27 protein-coding genes are annotated in these 24,279 nt (G+C 67.3%); 17 read left to right on the plus strand and 10 right to left on the minus strand.

Annotated features, from left to right (window positions below; genetic code table 11):
- Window positions 1–3: 3 nt before the first annotated feature.
- Window positions 4–738 (minus strand): VIT family protein, encoded by a 735-nt coding sequence (locus tag LTA6_RS17885; RefSeq protein WP_341975209.1) that lies wholly within the window; start codon window positions 736–738, stop codon window positions 4–6.
- Window positions 739–827: 89 nt separating this feature from the next.
- Between LTA6_RS17885 and LTA6_RS17890 the strand changes: the two genes are divergently transcribed.
- The 7 genes from LTA6_RS17890 to LTA6_RS17920 all read left to right on the plus strand — a co-directional run bounded on the left by LTA6_RS17890 (window position 828) and on the right by LTA6_RS17920 (window position 7,933).
- Complete coding sequence (locus LTA6_RS17890) at window positions 828–1,301, plus strand: MarR family winged helix-turn-helix transcriptional regulator (RefSeq protein ID WP_407358340.1); 474 nt, start codon at window positions 828–830, stop codon at window positions 1,299–1,301.
- Between the two features lie 26 nt (window positions 1,302–1,327).
- Window positions 1,328–1,750, plus strand: coding sequence for an organic hydroperoxide resistance protein (locus LTA6_RS17895; RefSeq protein WP_341975211.1), 423 nt, complete (start codon window positions 1,328–1,330; stop codon window positions 1,748–1,750).
- 22 nt (window positions 1,751–1,772) lie between these two features.
- The gene (locus tag LTA6_RS17900; protein WP_407358341.1) at window positions 1,773–2,750 is read left to right on the plus strand and encodes a zinc-binding dehydrogenase; all 978 of its coding nucleotides are present in this window, start codon (window positions 1,773–1,775) and stop codon (window positions 2,748–2,750) included.
- A 226-nt stretch (window positions 2,751–2,976) separates the two neighbouring features.
- Window positions 2,977–3,702, plus strand: a complete 726-nt coding sequence (locus tag LTA6_RS17905; protein WP_407358342.1) for a hypothetical protein — start codon at window positions 2,977–2,979, stop codon at window positions 3,700–3,702.
- A gap of 150 nt (window positions 3,703–3,852) precedes the next feature.
- Window positions 3,853–4,683 (plus strand): hypothetical protein, encoded by an 831-nt coding sequence (locus LTA6_RS17910; RefSeq protein WP_407358343.1) that lies wholly within the window; start codon window positions 3,853–3,855, stop codon window positions 4,681–4,683.
- Between the two features lie 445 nt (window positions 4,684–5,128).
- Entirely contained in the window at window positions 5,129–6,913 is a 1,785-nt protein-coding gene (locus LTA6_RS17915) for a sigma-70 family RNA polymerase sigma factor (protein WP_407358344.1), read from the plus strand.
- Window positions 6,914–7,531: 618 nt separating this feature from the next.
- The gene (locus tag LTA6_RS17920; RefSeq protein ID WP_407358345.1) at window positions 7,532–7,933 is read left to right on the plus strand and encodes a RidA family protein; all 402 of its coding nucleotides are present in this window, start codon (window positions 7,532–7,534) and stop codon (window positions 7,931–7,933) included.
- A gap of 10 nt (window positions 7,934–7,943) precedes the next feature.
- Here LTA6_RS17920 and LTA6_RS17925 read toward each other — a convergent pair whose 3' ends face one another.
- Genes LTA6_RS17925 through LTA6_RS17940 form a run of 4 tightly spaced genes read right to left on the minus strand, consistent with a single transcriptional unit; the run spans window position 7,944 to window position 10,814 of the window.
- Window positions 7,944–8,336: a DUF1304 domain-containing protein gene (locus LTA6_RS17925; protein WP_407358346.1), complete on the minus strand. Its 393-nt coding sequence runs from the start codon at window positions 8,334–8,336 to the stop codon at window positions 7,944–7,946.
- 39 nt (window positions 8,337–8,375) lie between these two features.
- Entirely contained in the window at window positions 8,376–9,209 is an 834-nt protein-coding gene (locus LTA6_RS17930; protein ID WP_407358347.1) for a CPBP family intramembrane glutamic endopeptidase, read from the minus strand.
- A complete protein-coding gene (trmB, locus tag LTA6_RS17935) occupies window positions 9,206–9,931 on the minus strand; it encodes a tRNA (guanosine(46)-N7)-methyltransferase TrmB (RefSeq protein ID WP_407358348.1) in 726 nt (241 codons plus the stop codon). Before trmB ends, LTA6_RS17930 begins: the two co-directional genes overlap by 4 nt.
- Before the next feature lie 46 nt (window positions 9,932–9,977).
- Window positions 9,978–10,814, minus strand: a complete 837-nt coding sequence (locus tag LTA6_RS17940) for a DUF3097 domain-containing protein (RefSeq protein WP_341975221.1) — start codon at window positions 10,812–10,814, stop codon at window positions 9,978–9,980.
- 123 nt (window positions 10,815–10,937) lie between these two features.
- On the opposite strand from LTA6_RS17940, the gene LTA6_RS17945 reads away from it, so the two are divergent.
- The 4 genes from LTA6_RS17945 to LTA6_RS17960 all read left to right on the plus strand — a co-directional run bounded on the left by LTA6_RS17945 (window position 10,938) and on the right by LTA6_RS17960 (window position 15,086).
- Window positions 10,938–12,980 carry a TPM domain-containing protein gene (locus tag LTA6_RS17945; protein ID WP_407358349.1) on the plus strand — a complete coding sequence of 681 codons (2,043 nt, stop codon included), beginning with the start codon at window positions 10,938–10,940 and terminating at the stop codon, window positions 12,978–12,980.
- A 56-nt stretch (window positions 12,981–13,036) separates the two neighbouring features.
- Entirely contained in the window at window positions 13,037–13,780 is a 744-nt protein-coding gene (locus LTA6_RS17950) for a PspA/IM30 family protein (protein ID WP_363545903.1), read from the plus strand.
- Window positions 13,781–13,848: 68 nt separating this feature from the next.
- Window positions 13,849–14,652 carry an arginase family protein gene (locus tag LTA6_RS17955; RefSeq protein WP_407358350.1) on the plus strand — a complete coding sequence of 268 codons (804 nt, stop codon included), beginning with the start codon at window positions 13,849–13,851 and terminating at the stop codon, window positions 14,650–14,652.
- Window positions 14,649–15,086, plus strand: coding sequence for a Fe-S oxidoreductase (locus LTA6_RS17960; protein WP_407358351.1), 438 nt, complete (start codon window positions 14,649–14,651; stop codon window positions 15,084–15,086). Before LTA6_RS17955 ends, LTA6_RS17960 begins: the two co-directional genes overlap by 4 nt.
- A gap of 12 nt (window positions 15,087–15,098) precedes the next feature.
- On the opposite strand, the gene LTA6_RS17965 is transcribed toward LTA6_RS17960, so the two are convergent.
- Genes LTA6_RS17965 through LTA6_RS17975 form a run of 3 tightly spaced genes read right to left on the minus strand, consistent with a single transcriptional unit; the run spans window position 15,099 to window position 16,823 of the window.
- Window positions 15,099–15,569, minus strand: a complete 471-nt coding sequence (locus LTA6_RS17965; protein ID WP_407358352.1) for an SIP domain-containing protein — start codon at window positions 15,567–15,569, stop codon at window positions 15,099–15,101.
- 34 nt (window positions 15,570–15,603) lie between these two features.
- Window positions 15,604–16,335: a tyrosine-protein phosphatase gene (locus LTA6_RS17970; protein WP_407358353.1), complete on the minus strand. Its 732-nt coding sequence runs from the start codon at window positions 16,333–16,335 to the stop codon at window positions 15,604–15,606.
- Window positions 16,332–16,823: a carboxymuconolactone decarboxylase family protein gene (locus LTA6_RS17975; protein ID WP_341975228.1), complete on the minus strand. Its 492-nt coding sequence runs from the start codon at window positions 16,821–16,823 to the stop codon at window positions 16,332–16,334. Before LTA6_RS17975 ends, LTA6_RS17970 begins: the two co-directional genes overlap by 4 nt.
- 169 nt (window positions 16,824–16,992) lie before the next feature.
- Between LTA6_RS17975 and LTA6_RS17980 the strand changes: the two genes are divergently transcribed.
- From LTA6_RS17980 to LTA6_RS18005, 6 genes are all read left to right on the plus strand, one after another.
- Window positions 16,993–17,922: an alpha/beta fold hydrolase gene (locus LTA6_RS17980; protein ID WP_407358354.1), complete on the plus strand. Its 930-nt coding sequence runs from the start codon at window positions 16,993–16,995 to the stop codon at window positions 17,920–17,922.
- A gap of 91 nt (window positions 17,923–18,013) precedes the next feature.
- Entirely contained in the window at window positions 18,014–19,531 is a 1,518-nt protein-coding gene (locus tag LTA6_RS17985) for an ABC transporter substrate-binding protein (RefSeq protein WP_407358355.1), read from the plus strand.
- Between the two features lie 11 nt (window positions 19,532–19,542).
- Window positions 19,543–20,493, plus strand: coding sequence for an ABC transporter permease (locus LTA6_RS17990; RefSeq protein ID WP_407358356.1), 951 nt, complete (start codon window positions 19,543–19,545; stop codon window positions 20,491–20,493).
- Window positions 20,490–21,359, plus strand: coding sequence for an ABC transporter permease (locus LTA6_RS17995; RefSeq protein ID WP_407358357.1), 870 nt, complete (start codon window positions 20,490–20,492; stop codon window positions 21,357–21,359). Before LTA6_RS17990 ends, LTA6_RS17995 begins: the two co-directional genes overlap by 4 nt.
- A complete protein-coding gene (locus LTA6_RS18000) occupies window positions 21,356–22,147 on the plus strand; it encodes an ABC transporter ATP-binding protein (protein WP_407358358.1) in 792 nt (263 codons plus the stop codon). The genes LTA6_RS17995 and LTA6_RS18000 overlap by 4 nt, the downstream gene beginning before the upstream one ends.
- Window positions 22,144–22,932, plus strand: a complete 789-nt coding sequence (locus LTA6_RS18005; protein ID WP_407358359.1) for an ABC transporter ATP-binding protein — start codon at window positions 22,144–22,146, stop codon at window positions 22,930–22,932. Before LTA6_RS18000 ends, LTA6_RS18005 begins: the two co-directional genes overlap by 4 nt.
- Window positions 22,933–22,939: 7 nt before the next feature.
- Here the strand turns inward: LTA6_RS18005 and LTA6_RS18010 are convergent, their stop codons facing one another.
- The gene (locus LTA6_RS18010) at window positions 22,940–23,560 is read right to left on the minus strand and encodes a GNAT family N-acetyltransferase (protein WP_407358360.1); all 621 of its coding nucleotides are present in this window, start codon (window positions 23,558–23,560) and stop codon (window positions 22,940–22,942) included.
- Between the two features lie 4 nt (window positions 23,561–23,564).
- Complete coding sequence (locus LTA6_RS18015) at window positions 23,565–24,278, minus strand: uracil-DNA glycosylase (RefSeq protein ID WP_363545877.1); 714 nt, start codon at window positions 24,276–24,278, stop codon at window positions 23,565–23,567.
- Window position 24,279 lies beyond the last annotated feature (1 nt).

Raw genomic sequence — 24,279 nt, forward strand, 5'->3', positions numbered from 1 at the left:
TTCTCAGGCGACTCCGCTGGTTCCCAGGAGCGTTCCGATCGCGAATGTGACCCCCAGAGCGATCGCCCCGCCGAGGACCACCCTGATCGTCGGTCTGAGAGCGGGGTTCCCTCCGATCTTCGCGCTGATGAAACCGGTGAGAGCAAGCGCCAGCAGCACCACCGTGAATGCAACAGGCACCCGCATCTCAAGGGGCGGGAGCAGGATCGCCAGCAACGGAAGCAGCGCACCGAGCGCGAAGGCGAGGGCGGACGCACCGCCCGCAGCCCAAGGACTGACGACCTGACTCTCGGTGATGCCGAGTTCCGCTTCAAGATGCGCGGTCAGTGCGTCGCGTTCGGTGAGTTCTTCCGCCACGAGCCGCGCCGTCGCCGGGCGCAGCCCTTTCGCTTCATAGATGCCCACGAGCTCTTCGAGTTCGGTTGCAGGATCATCGGCCAGCTCGCCGCGCTCCTTCTCGATCAAGGCTTGCTGACTGTCCCGCTGACTACTCACCGAGACGTACTCCCCCAGCGCCATCGAGATCGCGCCACCCACAAGACCTGCGACACCTGCGGTGATCAGCGGTGCCGAGTCCGTTGTTGCTCCGGCGACACCGACGACGAGAGACGCGACCGACACGATGCCATCGTTCGCACCCAGCACACCTGCCCGAAGCCAGTTCAGGCGCCCCGCAATGTCGCCGCGGTGGGGTTCGCCCCCGTGGGCCCGGGATGGCAGCGGCACGGAAGATTCCATGGGCACATCATGGCACCCTCCCCACGATCTGAGGCCGTCATTGTTGATATAAATTGTGCACAATTGAATTGCGTGCAATACTGTTTGACATGACCGTGACCGACGAGATGGTGTGCTTCTCCCTGTACTCCGCTGCGCGTGCCACCACTCAGGCGTACCGCACTCTTCTTACCCCCTGGGGGTTGACCTACCCGCAGTACCTCGTGCTCGCGATCCTCTGGAACGAGGGCGAACAGAGCATCCGCTCGCTCGGGGACGCGATGCAGCTCGACTCCGGCACACTCTCCCCCCTGGTCCGCCGCCTCGAGCACGCAGGATACGTTTCCCGCGCCCGCAGCACCGAGGACGAGCGGGTCGTGACCGTACAGCTCACGCAGCAGGGCAGGGCGCTCCGCGCAGAGGTGGCGCCCATCCGCACTCGAATCGCAGAGCTCGCCGGAATCCGGGACGACGCGCACCGGCGTCGACTCATCGGCGAGTTGCACGAGCTCACCGCCCTGCTCCAAGGCGCATCCACAGCACCTGCACCCGAGGCCAACACACGCCCGGGTGCCAGCGAATGACCGCAGCACCGAAAGGAATCCACACAATGGAAGCTCTCTACACCGCCGAGGCGCTGGCCACAGGCGCCGGGCGCAACGGCCGCGTCGCCACCAGCGAAGGCCGCCTCGACTTCACTCTTGCGGCGCCCAAGGAACTCGGCGGCAGCGGAGACGGCGCGAACCCCGAGCAGCTCTTCGCCGCCGGATACGCCGCGTGCTTCCACTCCGCACTTCAGAGCGTCGCCCGCGCACAGAAGGTCTCGATCGCCGATTCCTCGGTCGGTGCGCGCGTGCAGATCGGCTCGAATGGAAACGGCGGCTTCGGTCTCGCCGTTCAGCTCGAAGTCGTCATCCCCGATCTCCCGAACGAGCAGGCACGTGCGCTCGCTGACGCCGCCCATCAGGTCTGCCCCTACTCCAATGCGACGCGCGGAAACATCGACGTCGCCATCACTGTCTCCGACGACTGAATCACGCGGAAGGAACCACACCATGCGAGCACTCATCCACCCCTCCTTCGGCGAAGCCGACGAGGTCCTCTCCGTCCAGGACCGCCCCGTTCCCGAGCCTGGAGCAGGGCAGGTCCGCCTGCGCATCGTCCTCTCCCCCATCCACAACCACGATCTGTGGACGATCCGCGGCACCTACGGGTTCAAGCCGGAACTGCCCGCGGCATCCGGAACCGAAGCGCTGGGCGTCGTCGACGCGCTCGGCGAAGGAGTCGAGAATCTGACCGTCGGACAGCGCGTCACGACCGGCGGCACATTCGGCGCCTGGGCCGAATACGTGGTGACCGGCGCCGCGGGGCTCATTCCCGTCCCCGAATCCCTGTCCGACGAGAGCGCAGCCCAGCTCGTGTCGATGCCGTTCAGCACGATCAGCCTGCTGCACTTCCTCGACGTCAAGGAAGGCGACTGGATCGTCCAGAACGCGGCCAATGGAGCCGTCGGACGGATGCTGGCGCAGCTCGGAGCCGCTCGCGGCGTCAACGTGCTCGGTCTGGTACGCCGCTCCGCCGGGATCGAAGAGCTCCGCGCACAGGGCATCGAGAACGTCATCGCCACCGACCAGAACGACTGGCGGGAGCAGGCGGCGCACCTGACCGGCGGCGCCCCCATCGTCGCGGGTGTCGATTCCGTCGGCGGCGCCGCAGCCGGCGACGTCCTTTCGCTCCTCGCCGAGAACGGCACGCTCGTCGCCTTCGGCGCGATGAACTCGCCCACGATGGAGATCGCCTCCTCGGACGTCATCTTCAAGCAGGCCACGGTCAAGGGGTTCTGGGGCAGCAAGGTCATCCAGCAGCTCGAGCCCGCGCTGCGCGGCGCCCTGTTCGGCGAGCTCATCCAGCGCGTGACCGAGGGGACTCTCACCCTGCCCGTCGCCGGCGTCTTCGACGCGGCCGATGTCGCCGACGCCGTGCGCATGAGCATGACGCCTGGCCGTGTCGGCAAGGTCCTGCTGCGGTTCTGAGGGTCAGCGTTTCATAGGGGGCTGGGGCGCATCGCGCTCCGGCCCCTTTGTCGAGCGCTGGCGCAGCTCGGAGCCGCATCTGTTTCCCATGTCGAAGCACGCTCACGAACACGTTCCTTGGTTGCCGCGTCACTTCGGACGCCCGTCCGACTCCTTCAAGGAGTGATTGATGTCCCGGCACGCGAGACGTCAAGCAGGTGCAAACGACCATGGGAGAGAGCCCGCAATGAAGCAGGAAATCAGCAGACGCACGATCGTAAAAGGGGCGGCGTGGTCCCTGCCGGTCGTCGCAGTGGCGATCGCCACTCCGATGGCTTCAGCCAGTCTGAGCTGTGAGGCGCAGCTCGCTGAGCCCGGAGCCTACACGCCATTGACCGTGACGACCGACGTGCTCGAGATGCCGGAGTACCGAGAGACCACCTCATCGGCCCTGCTCGCGCGCGCATTCGCAACCGACAGCACGATCAAGCTTCGGTCCACCATCGTGTATGCGGGTTCGATCGCCCTCCCGGTGGGTGGAGAAATCACGCTCGCCCTGTCGCTCGACCCGACCAGGACGTGGACGAACAGCAGCGCGGTGGTGACTTCCGGTGCCGCATTCCTCACGGCGCCGGTGTACGACCAGAGTCCGACCGGCCCCATCAATACGGGTTGGAATCAGCAGGCCGCGGTCAGGTATGTCACAGTCGCGCCCCTCCCGCAGGGCGCGACCATCATCGTCGATTGGCAGCTCTCGGTAACGGGCAGCAACCCCGATTCGGCCCCATACGCGCATACCCGCACGCGGTTCCCGAACCCATGCGACCCTGCGGGAACCCGCATCGACCGCACGCTCGTCGGCCACGAGTCACAGGGCATCGTCACGTCGCCACTGGCCGGCGTGACCGGCTTGGCCCCGTGGCGTTTCGCGCCTCGAGATGACTGGGAGACGGTGCCGCTGCCCACTCCCTGAGCGCGCGACTACCGGGGTGCCGGAGGCAGAGCATGACGACCGTCGTGCTCTGCCTCCCGCACGTCTGTGTGTCGGCAGCCCAACGGCGAGCGTCATCCAGTTCGAGGTCAGGCGAGAACTCGCGTCACTTTTCGGGTCGTTCTCACTCCTATGCCAGTGAAGCGTTTTTCGTTCGATTCGAAGGGGATTGATCCAATGCACGAGAAGAACACAGAAGTCCCGCAGGCCGGCCCGTCCCGGAGGGCGGTCGTGCGTGGCGCGGCCTGGTCTCTGCCTGTCATCGCGGCCGCCCTGGCGACGCCGATGGCGGCAGCGTCCGTCACCTGCACCACGACCATCAGCAGCGGCGCGGCCGTCTACTCACGACTCAGCGCCACTTCGTCTGTGTTCACCTGGGTCAACCTTTTCGGAGACGGCAAGGACCTCACGCTGACCCTCGCGGCTGTACCCAATGGCGCGAGCAACATGACCATCAACACGACGAACAATCTTCGTCTGGACGCGTCCACGCAGGGCGGCGAGGCACAGCCCAGCGTGCATCTCGCGCTCGACACCGCCGACCTCCGCAACCTCGGCGGTGGTCAGCGTGTGACGTTCAGTTTCGCCCTGGCCGGGGTGGCCGTGACGGTCAACAACCTGTCCTACAAGATCAAAGACATCGACGGCTTTCAGGCACTGGACGGTCGTGGCGGCGCAGAGCGCGTCTTCGTGTCCGACGGCTCCGGCAGTTACAACTCCGACTGGATCGAAGGGGCAGGAACAGGCACCGAGCCGTGGCGTCCCTCCACCGCCTCGCCGAATCCCGAGGTCGCCGCCGGCAGTGCTGCAGGCAACGTCAATGTCGCGGTCGCGTCAGTCAGCGCATTCAACCTCACCTTCGTCGCCAACAACTCAGGGCGCGCGATCGGTGATCGTCCGCCCCAGAACATCTGGGTCGGGCCGTTCACTTTCACCGCGTCGAACCCCGCATGCACGCCGTGACCCGCGTGTAGCGGCCTCAGTGAGACATCGGTTCGACCCTGGCGAGTGATCTTCCTGCCATCTCGGTGGTGGGAGGATCACTCGCTGAGCACGTCACACCTCCGGTGTCTCGGCCCGCGGGCATCCACGGCGACGTCACTTTTCCCGCTCGATCCACTCCTTATTCATGGGTACGTCGCTGGGTCACCCGTCTCCGACCGGCACGACCCGACGGTGCGGCTCTTCGCATTGACCGGCAGCGCGACTCGAGGCGTCGCCGCCGGCAAGTCTGGGGTCCGGAGGGCCGCACCGAACACGAAAACCGTCTCGATTGCTCCCAATCGGAGAATTCTTCGCGATCTCGCGTCACTTCTGGCTGCTCATCGACTCCTAAGAGGAGGGTAGGGTGACGGGAGGTCACCCCACCGGCGCTCCGGTGTCCCGGCGCGTGATTGGGGAGAGGTCAATGGAAGATTCTCGTAGCGACGCCGAACTGCTCACTGCGCTGCGTGCCGGTGATGGTGATGCCTATGCATCGCTGTGGAAGCGCCATGTGGGTCCGGCCTATCGATACGCAGAACGCCTGTACCGGTCTCGCGCCGACGACCTCGTCTCCGACTCGTTCCTCGCGATCTACCAGCTGGTCACGACATCGTCGAAGGGTCCAGAGTTCGCGTTCCGGTCGTACCTGAAAGCGGTCATGCGGAACACCGCGATCCGCTGGTCCAAGGAAGCCAACCATGTCGTCGAGGCCGTCAACCTCGAAATCATCGATCATCGCGACGCACTCAGCATCATCGAGAACGAATCGAACGCCGGCGACCTGCTCAGCGCTTTCCAGACGCTCCCGGAACGCTGGCAGCGAGTGCTCTGGCTCGCCGAAGTCGCCGAGACCGGGCGACCGGAGATCGCTCGCGAGCTGGGCATCAAGCCGAACGCCGTCTCGGCGCTGCAGCGCCGAGCGCGCACCGGGCTCAAGTTCCAGTGGCTGTCCCAGCAGATCCCGACCGCGCTGAGAGACGACACCGAGCATGCCGCACGGCTGATCCCCCGCTACCTCACCGACCTGAACGATGCCGAGGCCACCACTGAAGTGACCGCGCACATCGAATCCTGTGAAACCTGCGATGAACTGCTCCACGGAATGCGGGGAGCCGCTGCACGTCTCCAGAGCACGACCCTCGCGGCCGTGGGATTCGGCGCTCTCGGTACCGTCGTTCCGGCTGCGGCGTCGCTCTCTTCCGGCGTCGCAGTGACGACCGTCGCGATGGCCGCCGGATCAGGAATCGGCATCACCACTGGAATCCTCGCCACTGGCGTGAGCGTGCTGACCATCGGCGGCCTGATCCTCACGTCCTGGCTCACCGGTCTACCCACAGCAGAACCGGCGGCGAAGCCGGCTGACGCCCTCACCGCAGAAGTCCCAGCGGTCATCACGGAGAATCTCCCCGACGTCATCACCCCTGACCTGGTGAGCGTCCCGGCGCTTCTGCCGACACTGCCGCGCATCGGGCGCTGGAATGACGATCCGAACATCGACTCGATCGACCTCATCTCCGACCCCGCGCTGCTGCCCAACCTCCCGACCCGGCCTTCGCCCGATGTCACCATCCCGCTTCCCGGGGAGGGCCAGTCGGAGACGCTCACCCCCGGCGTCACCACGCCGAGCGCCTATTCCGACTATCTCGCCCCGGTGATCACGGGCAAGACGACACCCGGCTCCAGCATCGCCGTCGAGGTCGCCGGGGCGCGTTACTCCGCTCCCGTCGCAGAGGACGGCTCGTGGAGCTTCGATCCGCGCGGACTCCAACCGAGCGCGGGAACGCATTCGTACCGGGTATGGGCGTATGACGCCACCACCGAGTCCCCGATAACGACAGGTGCATTCACCGTGCTCCCGATCGTCGTCGAAGGGTTCGAAGGGATCACCGGATTCGAGGACATGCTGGCCTCGGAAGCGTCGACCACCGGGCTCGTGATCGCCGTGACCGGCCCCGCCAACGGCACCATCTATGTCAGCACGATGGAGGGGCATTCCGCGATGATCCCCCTGGATGCCACCGGACACGCGGTCAAGCGGCTGCGCATGAACTCCTGGGGATGGTACTACTTCACCTTCCGCGCCCTCGACGACGAAAGCTACTGGGGTCCGGCCGCCGAAGCCGCGCTCGACGTCTACGACCCCGACGTGCTGCATTCCCCGTGGGGCCCCGACGCCGAGGAAATGACGTTCGACTTCAGCACGCCCTGAACTCCCGCCCGGGAGGCCGCGATCGGGCCGCCTTGTCATGCGATGTGGGGCTCGCTATTGAAGGGTCGCCATGATGCTGACGCCGATGACGAGGCAACCGGCCACGATGATGCCCCAGATTGGCGCTCCCGCGATCTCCTTGCCTATCCACGGGGTGTGTTCATAGCCGTGACGACTCCTTCGCCGTCGCTTACGGCGCACCTTGATCGGTGCCGTCACCTCCACGAGATCTCGAGGAGCGGGGGTTGAGGAAGGAAGCGGAGAGTTGATGTCGTCATCCGTTCTCTGGAGGTGAAGCGACCTGTCGCCAGGGTCGTCAAGCGAGGGTGTGTCCTGGTGGGGACGTCGCGGGTGACCGCGGCTTCAGGTGCTTGGGAGAGAACCAGATCAACCCCACCAGGACGTCACCGGTCCGGATCGTCCTGACGGAGGGTCCATGTTGGTCGGTGCATCCGCGGATCCAGAACGCTGGGTTGCCGTTCCATCTCCACATCGATAAGGAGTGCAGGATCCGCGAATGGTGACGCCGACGAAGCTCGTTTCTCGATCCTTGAGAGAAGGCCAGGACTCAGAGCGCTCCAGCCCGCTGTGTCGGTGCCCCGAGGCACACTGTCGTGTATGAAGATCACACTCGCGCAGCCCGCAGGACTGGTCGTCAGTCCCGCATTCAGTCACGTCGCCGTCGTGCCTCCCGGCGCGACGACGATCTACGTCGGCGGCCAGAACGGCGTGGACGCCACCGGCTCGGTGGTCTCACCGGGTGCCGGTGAGCAGTCGCTCCGCGCCGTCGAGAACGCCCGCATCGCCTTGGAGTCCGCAGGAGCGGGCCTTGACGACGTGATCAGCTGGACCGTCCTGATCCATCAAGACGCAGATCTGCGGGCCGCGTACGGTGCGGTCGCCTCGAAGCTCGCACGCGATGGCGCCCCTCCCCTGGTCACCGCTGCGATCGTCGTCGGTCTCGGCGTTCCCGGCGCGCTGATCGAAGTGAGCGCCGTCGCCGCCGTCATCCGCGACTGAACCCGGTCGGTCAGCTGATCGCGACACCGATCGCCGTGACGATCACAGCGAGCAACGGCAGGCTGCCCTGCATGATCGCGGCACGCGCCTTACTGCGGTCCGAGAGGATCAGCACGAGCGCGGCCGCCAGCATCATTCCGGTTCCGGCGAAGACGAGGGTCAGACCGATGGCGGCCAGTCCGGAGATGAACAGCGCGATGCCGAGAAGCGTCGTCAGGGCGAGGAACAGGTTGTAGAAGCCCTGGTTGAAGGCCAACTGCTTCATCGTCACGGCATCCGCCTCACTGGCGACGCCGAAGATCTTGCGCGTCTCGGGCTCCGTCCACCTCAGCGACTCGAGGGCGAAGATGAAGACGTGGAAAGCGGCGGCGGCCGCGGCGAGGATCAATCCGACGATGAGCATGGGCTGATTCTCCCGCCTCAGCGCCGCGTCACCAAACATTCAGACCAGGAAGATCGGCAGCAATCCCGGATTGTGGCCGTGCACGAGCACTGCGAACACCACCGCATCGAACAGCAGATGCACCGTGACCACGTACGCGAGCGAGTGCGTCCGCAGGAAGATCCACCCCTGCAGCAGCGCGAAGGGGATCGTCAGCAGTGGCCCCCACTCGCGGTAGCCGAGTTCCCACAGGAACGAGACGAAGACGACGGCCTGCAGCACGTTCGCCGCGGCATCGGGGAAGTGCCGTCGCAGCAGTGCGAATACGGTGCAGATGAAGAAGAGTTCATCCCAGATGCCCACGGCCCCGACCCCGACGAACAGGCGCGCGATGAGTTCCGGCGAGTCGACCACCGGCCAGTTCTGATAGACGCCGCTGGTGATGAAGTAGAACGGCAGGATCAGCCACCCCAGCGCCAGGACGGCGATGAGCCATCCCCACTGCAGCCGGCCCCAGCGCTTGCCGGTGCGCCAAGGGAAGCTGATCGCACGGTCCCGGAACACGAACCTCGAGATGAGATACGGCACGACCACGGCGCCGCCGAGCGCCAACGTGAAACGCAGCATCGCGAGGTTGTCGAGCTCCGCCGCCAGGGGAATGACACTGACGATGAGCATCCCGAGACCGATGAGCGAGAGATCCCGCGTCAGCGACGGACCGGATGCCATCGCGCGCCCCCGCTCGATCGCCCAGGCGCCGCCGATGCCGAGAGCCAGCAGCACCCACCCGAGCCAGGCCCACTGCACCACGAAGAACGCCGGGGCCGCAGCGCATACGAGCGCGGCCGGCACCACCGCGGGCCAGAGCGCCGTCGTGCGCCGCGATGAGATCACGCCCGCGTCTTCCGCCGGTACACCAGATCGCGGATGTCGCGACCCTTCGCGATGCCCTTCTGCTCGAATGCGGTCATGACTCGACCCTCGAAGCGCTCCGCCCATTCTCCGTTGAAGGCGCGCTCGAACAGCGGATCGGCATCCAACACCTCGCGCATCTGGAGCGCGTAATCCTCCCAGTCGGTGGCGAGACGGAGCAGCCCGCCGTCGCGCAACGCGCGCGCAACCGTCTCTCCAAAACCGGGCCGCACGAGCCGCCGCTTGTTGTGCTTGTTCTTGTGCCACGGATCGGGGAAGAAGATCCACACCTCGGCGGCCGCCCCTTCCGGCAGGTACGAGGACAGCACCTCCGGCGCGTTCGCCTCGACAAGCCTCAGATTGCGAGCACCCTCGCGGTCGGCATCCAGCATGGTGCGGGCGAGTCCTGCGCGGAACACCTCGACCGCCAGGAAATCGTCGTCGGGACGCGACAGCGCGGCGGAGACGATCGCGTGCCCCTGCCCCGAACCGACCTCGACGTAGAGGGCACCGGAGCGTCCGTACTCGACCGCCGGATCGAGCCGGGCATCCGGGTGCACCGAAGTCTCGGCGGCACCGCGCGGCACATCGAGCAGATAGTGGGTCGCGAGTTCGGCGAAAGCCCGCTCCTGTCCCTCGGACATCCGTCCACTGCGGCGCACGAAAGACACCGGTTCGTCACGGAAGATGCGGGGTTCAGGCATGGTTCCAGGGTAGTCGCGTGACATCCTGCACTTCGCCGGGAGCTCTTCAGACGGGCGTCGTGACGAAGTCGATGAGCTCCTCGACCCGACCCAGCAGCGCCGGTTCCAGGTCGCGATAGGTGTGCACCTTCGACAGGATGTGCTGCCACGCCCGGGCGGTGTCGGCCTGGGTCTCGTGGGGCCAGCCGAATGCGCGGCAGATGCCGGTCTTCCAATCGGTGCCGCGCGGGATCTCCGGCCAGCGGGCGATGCCGAGCGCCTGCGGGGTGACGCACTGCCAGACGTCGATGAACGGATGCCCCACGATGCGCACGTGGCGACCGTGCGGGCCCCGTGCGACCGCATCGGCGATCCGAGATTCTTTCGATCCGGGCACCAGGTGATCGACCAGAACGCCGTAGCGACGGGTCGCGCTCGGCGGTTCCGCGGCGAGCAGATCGTCCAGGAGGTCGACTCCCTGCAGGAACTCGACGACGACGCCCTCGACGCGCAGGTCGTGCCCCCACACCTTCTCCACGAGTTCGGCATCGTGCCTGCCCTCGACCAGGATGCGGCTGGGCAGTGCGACCTTGGCGCGCTGGTCGCCGACCGCGAAGGAGCCGGATGCAGTGCGTCGGGGTGCCTGCGCCTTGGGTGCCGGCACCGTCAGCCGCACAGGCGCTCCGTCGATGAGGAACCCCCCGCCGAGCGGGAAGAGCCGCTTGCGACCGGCGCGGTCCTCCAGCTCGACGACGCCGCCCTGTACGCGCGTCACCGCGCCGCAGAATCCGTCGTCCGCGACTTCCACCACCATGTCGAGTTCGGCCGGTACCTGAGGCACCGGCTTCGCGGCACGTTCGCGCCACCCGGCGGCGAGCACATCCGAGCCATACCTGTCGTCCATGCTCTCCAGCGTATGTGTCTCCGCTGACGGCGAACGGCGATCCCCCTCCGGATGCTGTCGCGTGTCGGCCTGTGTGCATAGACTCGTGGCATGGGGGCACGGCAGCCAGTCGGAGGGAACACGATGAGGACTCGCTGGGTCACGATGGCCGCGCTGGCGCTGGCTGCAGCACTCGGAGCGTTCTCCGCCACAGCGGCGTCCGCCACCGATCCGCTCACGCTCGACTCCGGGTATGTGACGGATGACGTCGGCGTATTGAGCGCCGGCGAGCAGGACGCGGTCGAAGCGCGGCTGCTGCAGCTCACCGAGAACTCCGACGCCGATCTGTTCGTCGTGCTGGTCGACGGCTTCACCTCGCCCTCCGACTACGTGCAGTGGGCGGACACCGTCGCCGACAACAACAACCTCGGCCCTGAGCAGTATCTCCTCGCGATCGCCGTCGAGCAGAGCGCGTATTACATCTCGGCTGCTCAGGGCGGCCCGCTCAGCGACGGCAAGCTCGACGCCATCGAGGACAAGATCCAGCCCCTGCTGGCTCAAGGCGACTGGGATGGTGCGATCATTCTGGCGGCCGACGAGATCCAGGGCGATGGCGGTGCCGGTGCTCTGCGCGTCGGTCTGGTCATCGCCGGGATCGTGGCCGCAGCGCTCGTGATCTGGCTGATCGTCAAGCTCGTCGCGCGATCCCGTCGGAATGCGGCGGCCCGCGAGCGAGGCGCCATGCCGGAGACCCCCGATCCGAACGATCCGTTCTCGACGTTGACCGACGCGCAGGTCGAGACGCAGGCCGGCTCCGCCCTCGTGCAGGCGGACGACGCGATCACATCCAGTCGAGAGGAACTCGGCTTCGCCGTCGCCCAGTTCGGTGAGGGTGCGACCGCCGCATTCAGCAGCGCTGTGGACACGGCGAAGGCGAAGATGTCGGAGGCGTTCGACCTCAGGCAGAAACTCGATGATGAGATCGAAGACACCATCCACGACCGACGCACCTGGCACATCCGCATCATTCAGCTCTGCGACGAGATCGACGACGTCCTCGATGCCAACACCGAGGCATTCGACGCGCTGCGAAAGCTGGAACAGAACGCCCCGCAGGAACTCGAGCGGGTGCGGTCCGAGCGTGCGGCTCTGCAACCCGTGCTCGCCGGAGCCGCCCCCGCGCTCTCGGCACTGTCCGCGTCCTACGACGCCACCGCGTTGAGCACTGTCGCCGACAACCCCGCCCAGGCGCAGGAACGTGCCGCGCTCGCCGATCGCTCGATCGATGCCGCGGGAGCAGCGATCGCGGCAGGCAAATCCGGCGAGGCTGCGTTCGCGATCCGCACGGCCGAGCAGTCCGTCGCCCAGGCCGCACAGCTCTCGCAGGCGATCTCGGCGCTCGGCACCGAGCTCACGACCATCGAGACGCAGGCACAGGCTCTGGTCACCGAACTGCAGGGCGATGTCGCCACGGCTCAGCAACTCCCCGACGCCGGTGGCACCATCGCCGCCGCGACAGCGGCGACCACCGACCTGCTGCGACAGGCTCAGGCGAACCTCAGCGGTTCGGCACGCAGTCCGCAGCGCACGCTCGAGGCACTGGCAGCCGCGAACACGCAGATCGACGCCGCTATCGCGCAGGGCACCCAAGCCGTGGAACGCGGGCGTCGCGTGCAGCAGATGCTCGAGCAGACGCTTTCGCAGGCGAATTCCGAGATCCGCGCCTGTCGCGAGTACATCGAGACCCGCCGCGGCACCGTCGGCTCCACCGCACGCACGCGGCTCTCGCAGGCTGAGACCTCGCTCACTCAAGCGTTGAACCTGCGGGCCACCGACCCAGAGGCCGCGCTCACCGAGGCCGGCCGCGCGGTCGAGCTGGTGCGCCAAGCGACGTCTTCCGCCCAGGCCGACGTCGAGGCGCAGAACCCGCAGCGATACCAGAACGACAACTGGGGCGGCGGCGGCCTGTTCGGCGGTTCCAGTTCCGGCGGCGGCTCCGGACTCGGCGGCGACATCCTGGGCGGCATCATCGGCGGTCTCCTCTCCGGTGGAGGAGGCGGAGGCGGCTCTTCGCGCAGCAGCAGCTGGCGCTCCAGCGGAGGCGGGGGCTTCCGCAGCTCCGGCTTCGGCGGCGGCGGACGCTCCAGCGGAGGCCGCAGCGGACGCTCCGGAGGCGGACGCTTCTGACCCGCATAGAAACCGAAATTATGATCTCGACGAAGACCCTCTGAAAGGAATCACGCATGATCAAGCAGTCCATCTTCGGACGTATCTCGACCCTCGTCCGCGCGAACATCAACTCCCTCCTGGATTCTGCAGAAGACCCGCAGAAGATGATCGATCAGCTCGTCCGCGACTACACCAACAGCATCGCGGATGCCGAGTCGGCCATCGCCGAGACGATCGGAAACCTGCGTCTGCTCGAGCGTGACCACGAGGAAGACGTGCAGTCGGCGACCGAGTGGGGCAACAAGGCCCTCGCCGCGAGCCGCAAGGCCGATGAGATGCGCAACTCCGGCGACGCGACCGATGCCGACAAGTTCGACAACCTCGCGAAGATCGCACTTCAGCGCCAGATCAGCGCGGAGCGCGAGGCCACCGGCGCCGAGCCGCAGATCGCCGCTCAGACCGAGATCGTCGACAAGCTCAAGAGCGGCCTGAACGGCATGAAGGACAAGCTCGGCGAGCTCAAGAACAAGCGCAGCGAACTGCTCGCACGCGCCAAGGTCGCCGAGGCGCAGACCAAGGTGCACGACGCCGTCTCGTCGATCAACGTCCTCGACCCGACCAGCGAGCTGGGCCGGTTCGAAGACAAGGTCCGCCGCCAGGAGGCCATCGCGCAGGGCAAGACGGAGCTGGCTGCGTCCAGCCTCGACGCCCAGTTCGAAAGCCTCGAGGATCTCGGCGAGCTCACCGAGGTCGAGGCCCGCCTTGCCGAGCTGAAGGCCGGCAGCAGCGCCCCGCGTCAGGCCATCGAAGGCTCCTGATCGCATCCGGCGGATGCTCCGGGCCGATGTGTCCGGGGCATCCGCCCTTCTCTTCTCCGGAGGCACTCATGGTGCGGTTTCTCGTCGTTCCGCAGTGGCAGGGTTCGCCCGCGGCCCGCGCGATGCTCCTCGTCGACGGCGCCTCGGCGATCACCGGAGACCTTCCCCGCGCTGCGACGACGGTGCTGGATGTTCCCGTGGAAGCAGGAGAGTCGCTCGGAACCGGTGTCCGCCGGCTGAGTGCGCTGCTGCGCACCCGCGAACTCGTCCGCGAGCACGGCGGCGCGGACACGGTCGTCATCGGCGGCGACTGCAGCGTCACCGTGGCGGCCCTCGCGGCACTTCCGTCCGGGACGGAAGACCTCGCGGTGGTCTGGTGCGATGCCCACCCCGATCTGCACACGCCGGAGTCCTCGCCGTCCGGCGCGTTCTCCGGAATGGCCCTGCGCGCGGTGCTCGGCGAAGGAGAGCCGCAGCTCGCCCTCTCCCCCGGCGTTCCGCGGGCACGCATCGTCACGGTCGGCGTACGAAATCCTGATGATGGCGAGATCGAGCACCTCGATGGCCTCAGCCGACTCTCCGTCGCCGACCTCGATCAGGTCGACGCCCTCGCCCAGGCTGTGGCCGCCACCGGCGCTTCCCGCGTCTGGGTGCACATCGACGTCGACGTCCTCGATCCCGCAGACATCGTCGGTGTCTCGTCACCGGCACCGTTCGGCATCAGTCCGGCCACCCTGGGTGCGGCGATCCGACGGTTGCGCGAGCGGGTGCCGTTGGCCGGCGCGACGATCGCGGGTTTCGCCCCCAGCACGCCCGCCGCTGCCGTCGACGACCTCGGTGCGCTGCTGCGCCTGGTCGGAGCGGTGGCGTGACGCCGGATTGGCGCCCCGCAGCGGATGCCTCTCTGGCCCGCGGGCGACGTTTCGATCGCCGCATCCCCTCATTCCTGCTCCGTTCGCCGATCAGCCGCGTCGGGTACTGGTGGGGCACCGCCGTCGGCTGGATCTGGGGCGGACTCTGGAGCACCGGCCCGGTCGAGCGACGTGAAGGGCTGTGGGTGTTCCGCGGCATGCCGAACTGGACGTTCAATCGCGGCGGCGTGTGCGTCGGCGGATGCTTCCTCACGGGTGACGACCGCCCGAGCGATGCCGTGCTGCGGCACGAAGCCGTGCACAAGAAGCAGTGGCAGCGGTACGGGTTTCTGATGCCGATTCTCTACCTGTTCGCCGGTCGTGACCCGCTGCAGAACCGTTTCGAGATCGAAGCCGGTCTGGAAGACGGAAACTACGTGCGCCGTCGCCGCTGAGAGCGTGACGGATCAGCGCGCGGTTGGCAGCAGACCGAAGCGCTCGGGTGCGTAGATCGTCGTCGCCTCGACTGCGAGGTGCCCCGTCAGGTGCTCGACGATGTCGGCGGTGCCGAGGTATCCGCCGAGGAGGGTGACCCGGGTCTCGAGCTCATCACCGCAGAGCATCTCGTCGGCCCAGGCGCACGTCGCGCGTGACAGCGCTTGACCGGGCGCGCAGGAACGGCCGGTGCCCGGAGCTCCGGAACGAGATCCACGAGCGAGCCAGGTGACGGTCATGCGCGCAGGAGCATCGATCACGCCGATGTCTTCCTTTTCGGGCACCTCGATGAAGATGCGTCCGGAAGCGCAGAGCGGCAGCGTCGCCAGGAACACCTCGAGATCGGCGAGCGAGTGCTCGTCTGCCGTCACCAGGTGGTGAGCGCGTCGACGGGCAGCACGGCGCTGTGCGCGCGTGGTGACGGTGTCGAGGGAGGTGTTCATGGTGCCTCCATGATATCACCTGGCGAAGGGTTGCCTAACCTTTGTCGACGGTTCCTTCGATCGGCTCGACGAGCGCCGTATGCAAGGCGGCCAACTCCTCGGCACGCATCCCGTTGGCTCGCAGGTAGTCGGCCGCCGATCCCCATCTGCCGTCCACACGCTCCAGCAGCGACCGCATGACCGCCGCAGGAGACTCGGTCGCGAGTGCAACGGCGTGCACCGCCTCAGGATGCTGTGCGCGAATGTAGGCCGCGATGCGCCGAGACCGTTCGACAGGAAGCTGCGACTCCGTCAGTGCGTAGTCGGCGATGATCGCCTCACGATCGGCCTCGACCGCGGCGAGCGCGAGCGCGACGGTGACGCCGGTACGATCCTTGCCGACCGTGCAGTGCACGAGAGTCGACTCCCCCATTGCGATGATCCGGATCGCCGCGACCAGACGCTCTCCGCTCTCTTCGAGCAGGTGCACGTAGAGATCTTCAAGGCTGGTGTCCGCTTCGAAGAACGAGCGCACCGATCCGAGGAACAACGGCAGGTGCGTGGTGTCAGGACCGGGGATGTCCGTCGGTTCGGCCGCGACCTCCTCGCCGTCTCTGAGGTCGACGATGTGCCGGACCCGCGTTCGCAGTGCGTCGGCGCCCGCCGACGTCACGCCCGCGAGCTGCCCTGAGCGCAGCAGCACTCCGGAGCGGATGCGGCCACCGGCCGCCGGCATCCCGCCGACATCGCGCACATTGGTGACGCCTTCGACGTCGAGGATCGTCATGAGCGGGCATCCGCCCCCTGGGTCTGGAGCGCACGAGGAGGAACCGGATAACGCCCCGCCACGACGATGCGGTTGAAGGCATTGATCGATACGCACGCCCAGCTGAGCGCGGCGTACTCCTTCTCGGTGAAAACGGCGCCGACACGGTTGTAGACCTCGTCGGAGATCCCTTCCTCGGCGATGAAGGTGAACGCCTCGGCGAGTTCCAGCGCCGCGCATTCGCGCTCACTGAACACACCGCTCTCACGCCAGGTGGGGATCTGCGTGAGTGTGTCCAGGTCGATGCCTGCAGTGACCGCGCGATCGACGTGGATCCGTGCGCAGTACGCGCAACCGTTCAGCTGAGAGCAGTGGATCATGACGAGCTCTTTGAGCCGGTCATCGATGCCGTTCTCACGGCAGATCTCGCCGACAGTCTTCGAGAAGGCATCCAAGGCGTGATACGCGGCTGGTTCAGTCTTGGAAAGGTGCACTCGCGTCTCGCTCATGCAACCAGCATATTCGCTGCGCTGGTTCTCGGATCGGGAGACTCAAGATCGCATTGATGCAGCCTGAGAACCGATTGCCCTTTATGAGGATCAGATCGACAAGTTATATCTCCGACCAGATTGTCATCCTGCTCTCGCATTTCTTGGTTCGATCGCGCAGGAGCAGAATATGGACGTGACGACCGACAACTCTGAGTTCAGCTATCTTCCTGCGCAGGCGGGAACTCTGAGCGTTCCCGTTCCTCCCGTGGAGCGTCTGACCCTTCCGCTCCCGGACGGACGAACGGTCAGCGCTCTCCGCTACGGAACGGACGCTCCTCGCGTCACGCTCCTGCACGGAGCCGGCCTCAATGCGCACACCTGGGACACGACGGTTCTCGCTCTGGGACAGCCGACGCTCGCGATCGATCTCGCCGGCCACGGCGACTCGTCGTGGCGCACGGACGCCGACTACACCCCGCGCACCCTCGCGGCCGACGTGGTGGCAGCGCTGGAGGCCTGGACGGACGTCCCCCAGCTGATCGTCGGTCAATCGCTCGGCGGGCTCACGGGAGCCGCGGTGGCCGCCGCTCGACCTGAGCTGGTCCAGGAGCTCATCATCGTCGACATCACTCCGGGGATCGATGTCAGTGCGGGTCCGGCTGCCCTCCGCGAGTTCTATGCCGGTCCCACCGATTTTGCGACCCGCGCCGAACTCGTCGATCGCGCGATGGCGCTCGGCTTCGGCGGCACGAAGGCCGAGACCGAACGCGGCGTGTTCCTCAACACCCGTGTACGCGACGACGGCCGAGTGGAATGGAAGCACCACTTCGCGCACCTCGCCGCCCATGCGCTCGCCGCTCACGACGCCGGCACCGCCGCTGCACCCTCCCTGCTGCACGAGACGGGCTGGGATGACCTCGCCGGCGTCGTAGCTCCCGTCACGCTGGTTCGGGCGGTCCGGGGTTTCGTCCAAGAGGCGGATGCCGAGGAATTCCAGCGCCGGCTCCCGGAGGCGCGTGTGACGGCGATCGACGCCACCCACAACGTGCAGGAGACCGGCCCGGTCGAACTCGCCGCTCTCATCCGCGCGTCCCTGACCGCTGCATCCGGATTGTGACGCCGGATTCCCTCCGTTCGCCCCGTCCGCCCCGTCACATCCCTAGGCTCGACCTACACCCGGCATCCGCCGCTCCGAGAGGATCGCACCCATGTTCCGACGCACCCGACGCATCGCGCTGATCTCCGCGCTCGCGGCCACCGCCGTGATCCTCACCGCCTGCACCGGATCGCCCCAGCCCGTCGCCACCTCGACGGGTAAGCCGGACGCCGATGCGTCCCTGGCCGTCGGACTCGTGCTCGAGCCGACGAACCTCGACATCCGGCACACCAGCGGCGCGGCGCTCGAGCAGATCCTCATTGACAACATCTACGAGGGCCTCGTCACCCGCACGCAGGACAACAAGATCGAGCCGCGACTCGCATCCGAGTACGAGGTGTCCGACGATGGCCTGACCTACACGTTCACGCTGAACGAGGGCATCACCTTCCACAGCGGCACCGCGCTCACCGCCGCCGACGTCGTGGCCTCCTACGAAGCCGTGCGCACCGATGCGACCCTCCAGGGCAACGCCGACTTCGCAGCCGTCGCCTCGATCACCTCCCCCGATCCGACGACCGTCGAGATCGTGCTCACCGCCCCGAACCAGAACTTCCTTTTCGCTCTCACCGGGCCCGCAGGGCTCGTCTTCCAGACCGGCGACACCACCGATCTCAAGACCGCGGAGAACGGGACGGGCCCGTTCACACTGACCCGGTGGAACAAGGGCAGCTCGATCACGTTCGCCCGGTTCGACACGTACTGGGGTGAGCCCGCCGGCGTCGCCGAGGTCGAGTTCCAGTACGTCCCCGACTTCACCGCGGGTGTGAACAACGCGCTGGACGGCGGCGTGCAGGTCCTGACCGCTGTCGACCCGAACCTCGCCTCGCAGCTCGAGGATTCCGGCGACTTCACCCTGACGACGGGCCGCACCACGGACAAGGCCACCTTGGCGTTCAACAACGCCAAGGCACCGCTCGACGATGTGCGCGTGCGCGAAGCGCTGCGATTGGCGATCGACCACGAAGGGCTCGTCGAGGCCGTCGGAGCGGGCACGACGCTCTTCGGTCCGATCCCGGAGCTCGACCCGGGATACGAGGATCTGTCGGATGTCGTCTCCTACGACCCCGAGCGCGCCAAAGCACTGCTCGCGGAAGCCGGCCAGAAGGATCTCGAGCTGACTCTCACGATCCCGTCGTTCTACGGCACCACGGTTCCGAAGGTGCTGATCTCTGACTTCGCCAAGGTCGGCGTGACCCTCGAGGTCGATTCCGTCGAGTTCCCGGCCTGGCTGGAGGACGTGTACGGCAATCACGACTACGACCTGAGCTTCGTGCTGCATGTCGAGCCGCGCGACGTGGGCAACTTCGCGAACCCCGAGTACTACTTCGGTTACGACAACGCAGAGGTGCAGCGTCTGTACGCGCAGGCGCTGGCCGAGGTCGACCCCGACAAATCCGCCGAGTTGCTCGCGGAAGCAGCCCGCCTCATCTCCGAGGACCACGCCGCGGACTGGCTGTACAACGGCGCGACGATCACGGCCGTGAGTCCCGAGGTGACCGGCTTCCCGAAGGATTCGATCAACTCGCGCATCAACCTGGCCGGCGTGACCGTGCTGTCGGAGAAGTAACCGGCTCCTGCATGATCCGCTATCTGCTCGTCCGAGGAGCCCTGCTGATCGCGGGGCTCCTCGTCTCGAGCGTGCTCATCTTCCTCACTCTGCGGGTCTTCCCCGGTGATGTGGCGCAGCTCATCGCGGGGACCCAGGCCTCCCCTGCGCAGGTCGAGGCGCTGCGCGAGGCGCTCGGTCTGAACCGGCCGTTGATCGCGCAGTACGCCGACTGGATCGGCGGCATCTTCCGCGGCGACCTGGGCACCTCGCTGCTGACCGGCGCCTCGGTCGGCGAGGAGCTGTTCCTGAAATCGCAGGTGACCGTACCGCTGGGGATGATGGCGCTCACGATCGCCCTCCTGATCGCCGTGCCGTTCGGCATCCTGGCCGCTGTCCTGCGCGGCCGCCGGGGCGGCACCGCGCTCAGCGTGGGCGCACAGGCGCTGGCGGCCGTCCCGGTGGTGTGGGCGGGGATGATGCTCGTCGTGGTCTTCTCGGTGTGGCTGGGCTGGCTCCCCCCGCAGGGCTTCCCTCGTGCCGGCTGGTCGACACCCGGGAAAGCGGTCGAGGCGCTGCTGCTGCCGGCGCTCACCATCGGCATCGTCGAGGGGGCGATGCTCATGCGCTTCGTGCGCAGTGCGACCCTGCAGGCCGCAGGACAGGACTTCGTCCGCACCGCAGCCGCCAAGGGCCTCACCCGCACCCGGGCACTCATCCAGCACGGCATCCCCGCCGTCGGCCTCTCGATCATCACCGTGCTCGGCCTGCAGGTCGCCGGAATCATCGTGGGCTCCGTCGTCATCGAACAGCTGTTCACGCTTCCGGGGATCGGACGGATGCTGGTCGCCGATGTCGGCACCCGAGACCTCATCAAGGTGCAGAGCGAGTTGCTCGTGCTCACCGGTTTCGTGCTGATCGTCGGCTTCCTCGTCGATCTCTCCCACCATCTGATCGATCCGCGCCAGCGGGAGGCCGCATGATGCCCCGTTGGACCAGCAGGCTGTGGTCGACGACCACGGGCCGCTTCGGCCTCGTCGTCGTCGGCGTGATCGTCGTCATGGCGCTCGTATCGTCAGTGTGGACGCCGTTCGATCCGCAGGACTCCGACGTCCGCAACCGCTGGGCCGTGCCGAGCTGGCCCCACGTGCTCGGTACCGACGACACCGGTCGCGACATCCTGAGCCTGATCATGGCCGGCGCGCGGACGACGGTGTTCGTCAGCATCGGCGCCGGTGTCGTCGCGACCGTCGTCGGCATCGCCCTGGCCGCCCTCGGTGCGCTCACGGCGCGCTGGATGCGAGAGACGGTGGCCGTGCTCGTGGACATCCTCATCGCCTTCCCCGTGCTGATCATCGCGATGATGATCTCCTCGGTCTGGGGCGGCTCGCTCTGGGTGGTCGTCTGGGCCGTCGGCATCGGGTTCGGCGTCAACATCGCCAGGGTCACGCGCCCGGAACTGCGTCGGGTCCAGCAGAGCGACTTCGTGCTGGCCGGCCGCGCCTCCGGTCTCACTCCTGCGCAGAGTCTCGTCCGGCATCTCCTGCCGAACGTCGCTCCGGTGTTCATCGTGCAGTTGTCCTGGTCGATGGCTGTCGCCGTGCTCGCCGAAGCGGGCCTGTCGTACCTCGGATTCGGCGCATCCGTCGTCGAACCTTCCTGGGGCATCCTGCTGGCCGACCTGCAGCGCTACATCAGCGTGCATCCGCTCTCCGTGGTCTGGCCCGGCCTCGCCATCACGATCACCGTGCTCGCTCTGAACCTGCTCGGCGACGGGCTCCGCGAGGCCACCGACCCGACCCTGCAGCATCGTGCTGCCGAGATCCACACCCCTGGAGTGGTCGCATGAGCCTCGAAGTCGAGAATCTCGTGATCGAGATCGACGGGCGCCGCGTCGTCGACAGCGTCTCCTTCGACGTGCCCGATGGCGCCCGCGTCGGGCTGATCGGGGAATCCGGTTCCGGCAAGTCCCTCACCGCGCTCGCCGTACTCGGTCTCCTCCCGGTCGGAGCCGTCGCGAGCGGCAGCATCCGCTGGAACGGCACCGAACTGATCGGGATGCCGGACCGACAGCTCGCCGAGCTGCGCGGGGACGAGATCGGCATCGTCTTCCAGGAACCGCGGACGGCGCTCAACCCGATCCGCACCGTCGGCCGGCAGATCGCCGAGTCGATCCGCATCCATGAGCGCATCGGCCGCCGAGAGGCCAGGGCACGGGCGATCGCGGAGGCCGCCCGCGTGCGACTGCCCGACCCGGCGTCGATCGTCGACCGCTACCCGCATCAGCTCTCCGGCGGTCAGCGTCAGCGCGTGGCGATCGCGATGGCGCTCGCCTGCCGACCGAGACTGCTCATCGCCGACGAGCCCACGACCGCCCTGGACGTCACCATCCAGGCGGAGATCCTCGCCCTGCTGCTCTCCCTGGTCGACGAAGAGGGCATGTCGCTGGTGTTCATCACCCACGATCTCGCTGTACTCTCCCAGGTCGCCGTCGACGGCGTGGTGCTCGAGCATGGCCGGGTCGTCGAGGCCGCTCCCGTCAGGACATTGCTGAGTGCACCGGCATCGCCGATCACCCAGGGTCTGCTCCGCGATGCCACCGCGACGCTGTGGCGCCCGGAAGGAGGCGGAGCATGAGCCTCATCGAGGCGCGCGGGCTGCGACGCGACTTCTTCGTACCGAAACGCTCTCCGTTCGAGAAGACCCGTACGCAGACCGCACTGGCGCCGACCGACCTCGACGTCACCGAGGGCTCGTCGGTCGGGATCATCGGCGAATCCGGGTCGGGGAAGTCCACGCTGATCCGTCTGCTCCTGGGCCTGGACCGCCCGACATCCGGCACCGTTGCGGTGGACGGCAGAGAGGTGGATGCCGCGGCATCCGCCCGCTCGCTGCACTGGTTGCGCCGGGCCACCGGCCTGGTCTTCCAGGACCCGTACGCGTCGCTGGACCCGCGGATGACGGCTGCCCGGATCATCGGAGAGCCGCTCTGGGCGCTGGACGTCCCGGGAGACCGCGCCGCGCGCGTCGCGGAGGTGCTGACGCAGGTCGGCCTGGAGCCGTCGATGGGATCGCGGTATCCACACGAGTTCTCGGGCGGTCAGCGCCAACGCATCGCCCTCGCGCGTGCGATCGTGCACCGCCCGCGGATCCTGGTCGGCGATGAACCCCTCTCCGCGCTCGACGTCACCGTGCGCGCGCAGATCCTGGAGCTGCTCGCCGATCTGCGCCGCACCTCCGATCTGACGCTGCTGCTGGTCTCACACGACATCGGCGTCGTGCAGCACCTGTGCGACGAGGTCATCGTGATGAAGGACGGCGTGATCGTCGAACGCGGCACCACGAAGGACGTGCTGCTGAACCCCCGGCACGACTACACGAAGAAGCTTCTCGCCGCGATCCCGGTAATCCCAGGACGGTGATCGCCGGTCACTGACCGCGGCCGATGATCCGGCGCCGCCGCCGACCCGTCGGCCGCAGCGAGCGCTGCAGATACACCGTGCCGAGATTGCGTCCGAACTTGAAGCCGACCCGGCCCATCCGACCGACTTCGACGAAGCCGAGCTTCGTGTGCAGACGGATCGACGCCTCGGCCCCGGTGTCACTGATCACGGCGACGATCTCACGGAGGCCGATCTGCTCGCACGCCTCGATGAGCGCCTGCAGAAGGGCTGCGCCGAGCCCCTTCCCGGCCGCTCCTGGCCCGAGATAGATCGAGTCCTCGACGGTGTACCGGTAAGCGGTCTTGCTCGCCCAGGGTGCCGCGAGCGCGTAGCCGAGCACTTCCCCGGCCGGTGAGACCGCGACGAGGAACGGAAGTCCGAGCTTCGACAGCAGCGTGAACTTGTCGCGCCAATACCGGATGCTGCTGCGCCGCTCGTCGAAGGTGACGACGGAGTTGCTCACGAAGTGGTTGTAGATCTCGCGGACGTGCGGGAGATCGGTCGCCGTCGCCGCCCTGATCGTGTACGAGAACACGTCAGGAGCAGGCTCGGGCCTGCGCAGATGGCGGGGGATGCGGCGGCGGCGGTCGCCGGGTTCGAACTGCATGCGCTCAGCCTAGAGAATCGGCGGGCTCGCCCTCGACCCGCCAGTCGACGGCTGCGGCTCCTGCCGCCTCGAGAAGCGCGTTGGTGCGCGAGAACGGCCGGGATCCGAAGAAGCCTCGGCTCGCGGAAAGCGGCGACGGGTGCGCGGAGGCGATCACGGGCGTCGCCCCCAGCAAGGGCTGCAGGTTCGCCGCGTCCTTGCCCCACAGGATCGCAACGAGCGGCTGCTCCCGCGCGGCCAGGGTGCGGATGGCGAGTTCGGTGACCTGCTCCCAGCCCCAGCGGCGATGGGAGCCCGGCACGCCCGGCTGCACCGTGAGCACCCTGTTCAGCATCAGGACGCCCTGATCGCTCCAGGCGGTGAGATCGCCGTGCGGGGCGGGTGGGATGCCGAGATCGCTCTCGCGCTCCTTGTAGATGTTCGCCAGGCTCCGCGGCAGCGGCCGTACGTCGCGTTCGACCGCGAAGGAGAGACCGATGGGATGACCGGGCGTCGGATAGGGATCCTGCCCGGTGATGAGCACGCGCACGTCGGACAGCGGGCGTTGGAACGCCCTGAGCACGTTCTCACCGGCGGGGAGATATCCGCGACCCGCGGCCTGCTCCGCCCGCAACCGTTCTCCGATCTCGGAGATGACGCCCTGGACGGGGGCGAGAGCCTCCGCCCAACCGACATCGATCCGGCCTTCGGTCGCGAGGTCCGCGAGAGTCTTCGGCACT

It is taken from the genome of Microbacterium sp. LTA6 (genome assembly GCF_045690355.1).
Classification (GTDB): Bacteria; Actinomycetota; Actinomycetes; order Actinomycetales; family Microbacteriaceae; genus Microbacterium.

Bases quoted from the DNA above. Each gene is read 5' to 3' on its own strand.
- LTA6_RS17965 (WP_407358352.1), bottom strand. From the start codon at position 15,569: ATGAACACCTCCCTCGACACCGTCACCACGCGCGCACAGCGCCGTGCT.
- LTA6_RS18005 (WP_407358359.1), top strand. From the start codon at position 22,144: ATGAGCCTCATCGAGGCGCGCGGGCTGCGACGCGACTTCTTCGTACCG.
- LTA6_RS17975 (WP_341975228.1), bottom strand. From the start codon at position 16,823: ATGAGCGAGACGCGAGTGCACCTTTCCAAGACTGAACCAGCCGCGTAT.
- LTA6_RS18000 (WP_407358358.1), top strand. From the start codon at position 21,356: ATGAGCCTCGAAGTCGAGAATCTCGTGATCGAGATCGACGGGCGCCGC.
- LTA6_RS17920 (WP_407358345.1), top strand. From the start codon at position 7,532: ATGAAGATCACACTCGCGCAGCCCGCAGGACTGGTCGTCAGTCCCGCA.
- LTA6_RS17905 (WP_407358342.1), top strand. From the start codon at position 2,977: ATGAAGCAGGAAATCAGCAGACGCACGATCGTAAAAGGGGCGGCGTGG.
- LTA6_RS17890 (WP_407358340.1), top strand. From the start codon at position 828: ATGACCGTGACCGACGAGATGGTGTGCTTCTCCCTGTACTCCGCTGCG.
- trmB (WP_407358348.1), bottom strand. From the start codon at position 9,931: ATGCCTGAACCCCGCATCTTCCGTGACGAACCGGTGTCTTTCGTGCGC.
- LTA6_RS17990 (WP_407358356.1), top strand. From the start codon at position 19,543: ATGATCCGCTATCTGCTCGTCCGAGGAGCCCTGCTGATCGCGGGGCTC.
- LTA6_RS17910 (WP_407358343.1), top strand. From the start codon at position 3,853: ATGCCAGTGAAGCGTTTTTCGTTCGATTCGAAGGGGATTGATCCAATG.
- LTA6_RS18010 (WP_407358360.1), bottom strand. From the start codon at position 23,560: ATGCAGTTCGAACCCGGCGACCGCCGCCGCCGCATCCCCCGCCATCTG.
- LTA6_RS17940 (WP_341975221.1), bottom strand. From the start codon at position 10,814: ATGGACGACAGGTATGGCTCGGATGTGCTCGCCGCCGGGTGGCGCGAA.
- LTA6_RS17950 (WP_363545903.1), top strand. From the start codon at position 13,037: ATGATCAAGCAGTCCATCTTCGGACGTATCTCGACCCTCGTCCGCGCG.
- LTA6_RS17980 (WP_407358354.1), top strand. From the start codon at position 16,993: ATGGACGTGACGACCGACAACTCTGAGTTCAGCTATCTTCCTGCGCAG.
- LTA6_RS17925 (WP_407358346.1), bottom strand. From the start codon at position 8,336: ATGCTCATCGTCGGATTGATCCTCGCCGCGGCCGCCGCCGCTTTCCAC.
- LTA6_RS17995 (WP_407358357.1), top strand. From the start codon at position 20,490: ATGATGCCCCGTTGGACCAGCAGGCTGTGGTCGACGACCACGGGCCGC.
- LTA6_RS17985 (WP_407358355.1), top strand. From the start codon at position 18,014: ATGTTCCGACGCACCCGACGCATCGCGCTGATCTCCGCGCTCGCGGCC.
- LTA6_RS17955 (WP_407358350.1), top strand. From the start codon at position 13,849: ATGGTGCGGTTTCTCGTCGTTCCGCAGTGGCAGGGTTCGCCCGCGGCC.
- LTA6_RS17945 (WP_407358349.1), top strand. From the start codon at position 10,938: ATGAGGACTCGCTGGGTCACGATGGCCGCGCTGGCGCTGGCTGCAGCA.
- LTA6_RS17915 (WP_407358344.1), top strand. From the start codon at position 5,129: ATGGAAGATTCTCGTAGCGACGCCGAACTGCTCACTGCGCTGCGTGCC.
- LTA6_RS17885 (WP_341975209.1), bottom strand. From the start codon at position 738: ATGGAATCTTCCGTGCCGCTGCCATCCCGGGCCCACGGGGGCGAACCC.
- LTA6_RS17900 (WP_407358341.1), top strand. From the start codon at position 1,773: ATGCGAGCACTCATCCACCCCTCCTTCGGCGAAGCCGACGAGGTCCTC.
- LTA6_RS17970 (WP_407358353.1), bottom strand. From the start codon at position 16,335: ATGACGATCCTCGACGTCGAAGGCGTCACCAATGTGCGCGATGTCGGC.
- LTA6_RS17895 (WP_341975211.1), top strand. From the start codon at position 1,328: ATGGAAGCTCTCTACACCGCCGAGGCGCTGGCCACAGGCGCCGGGCGC.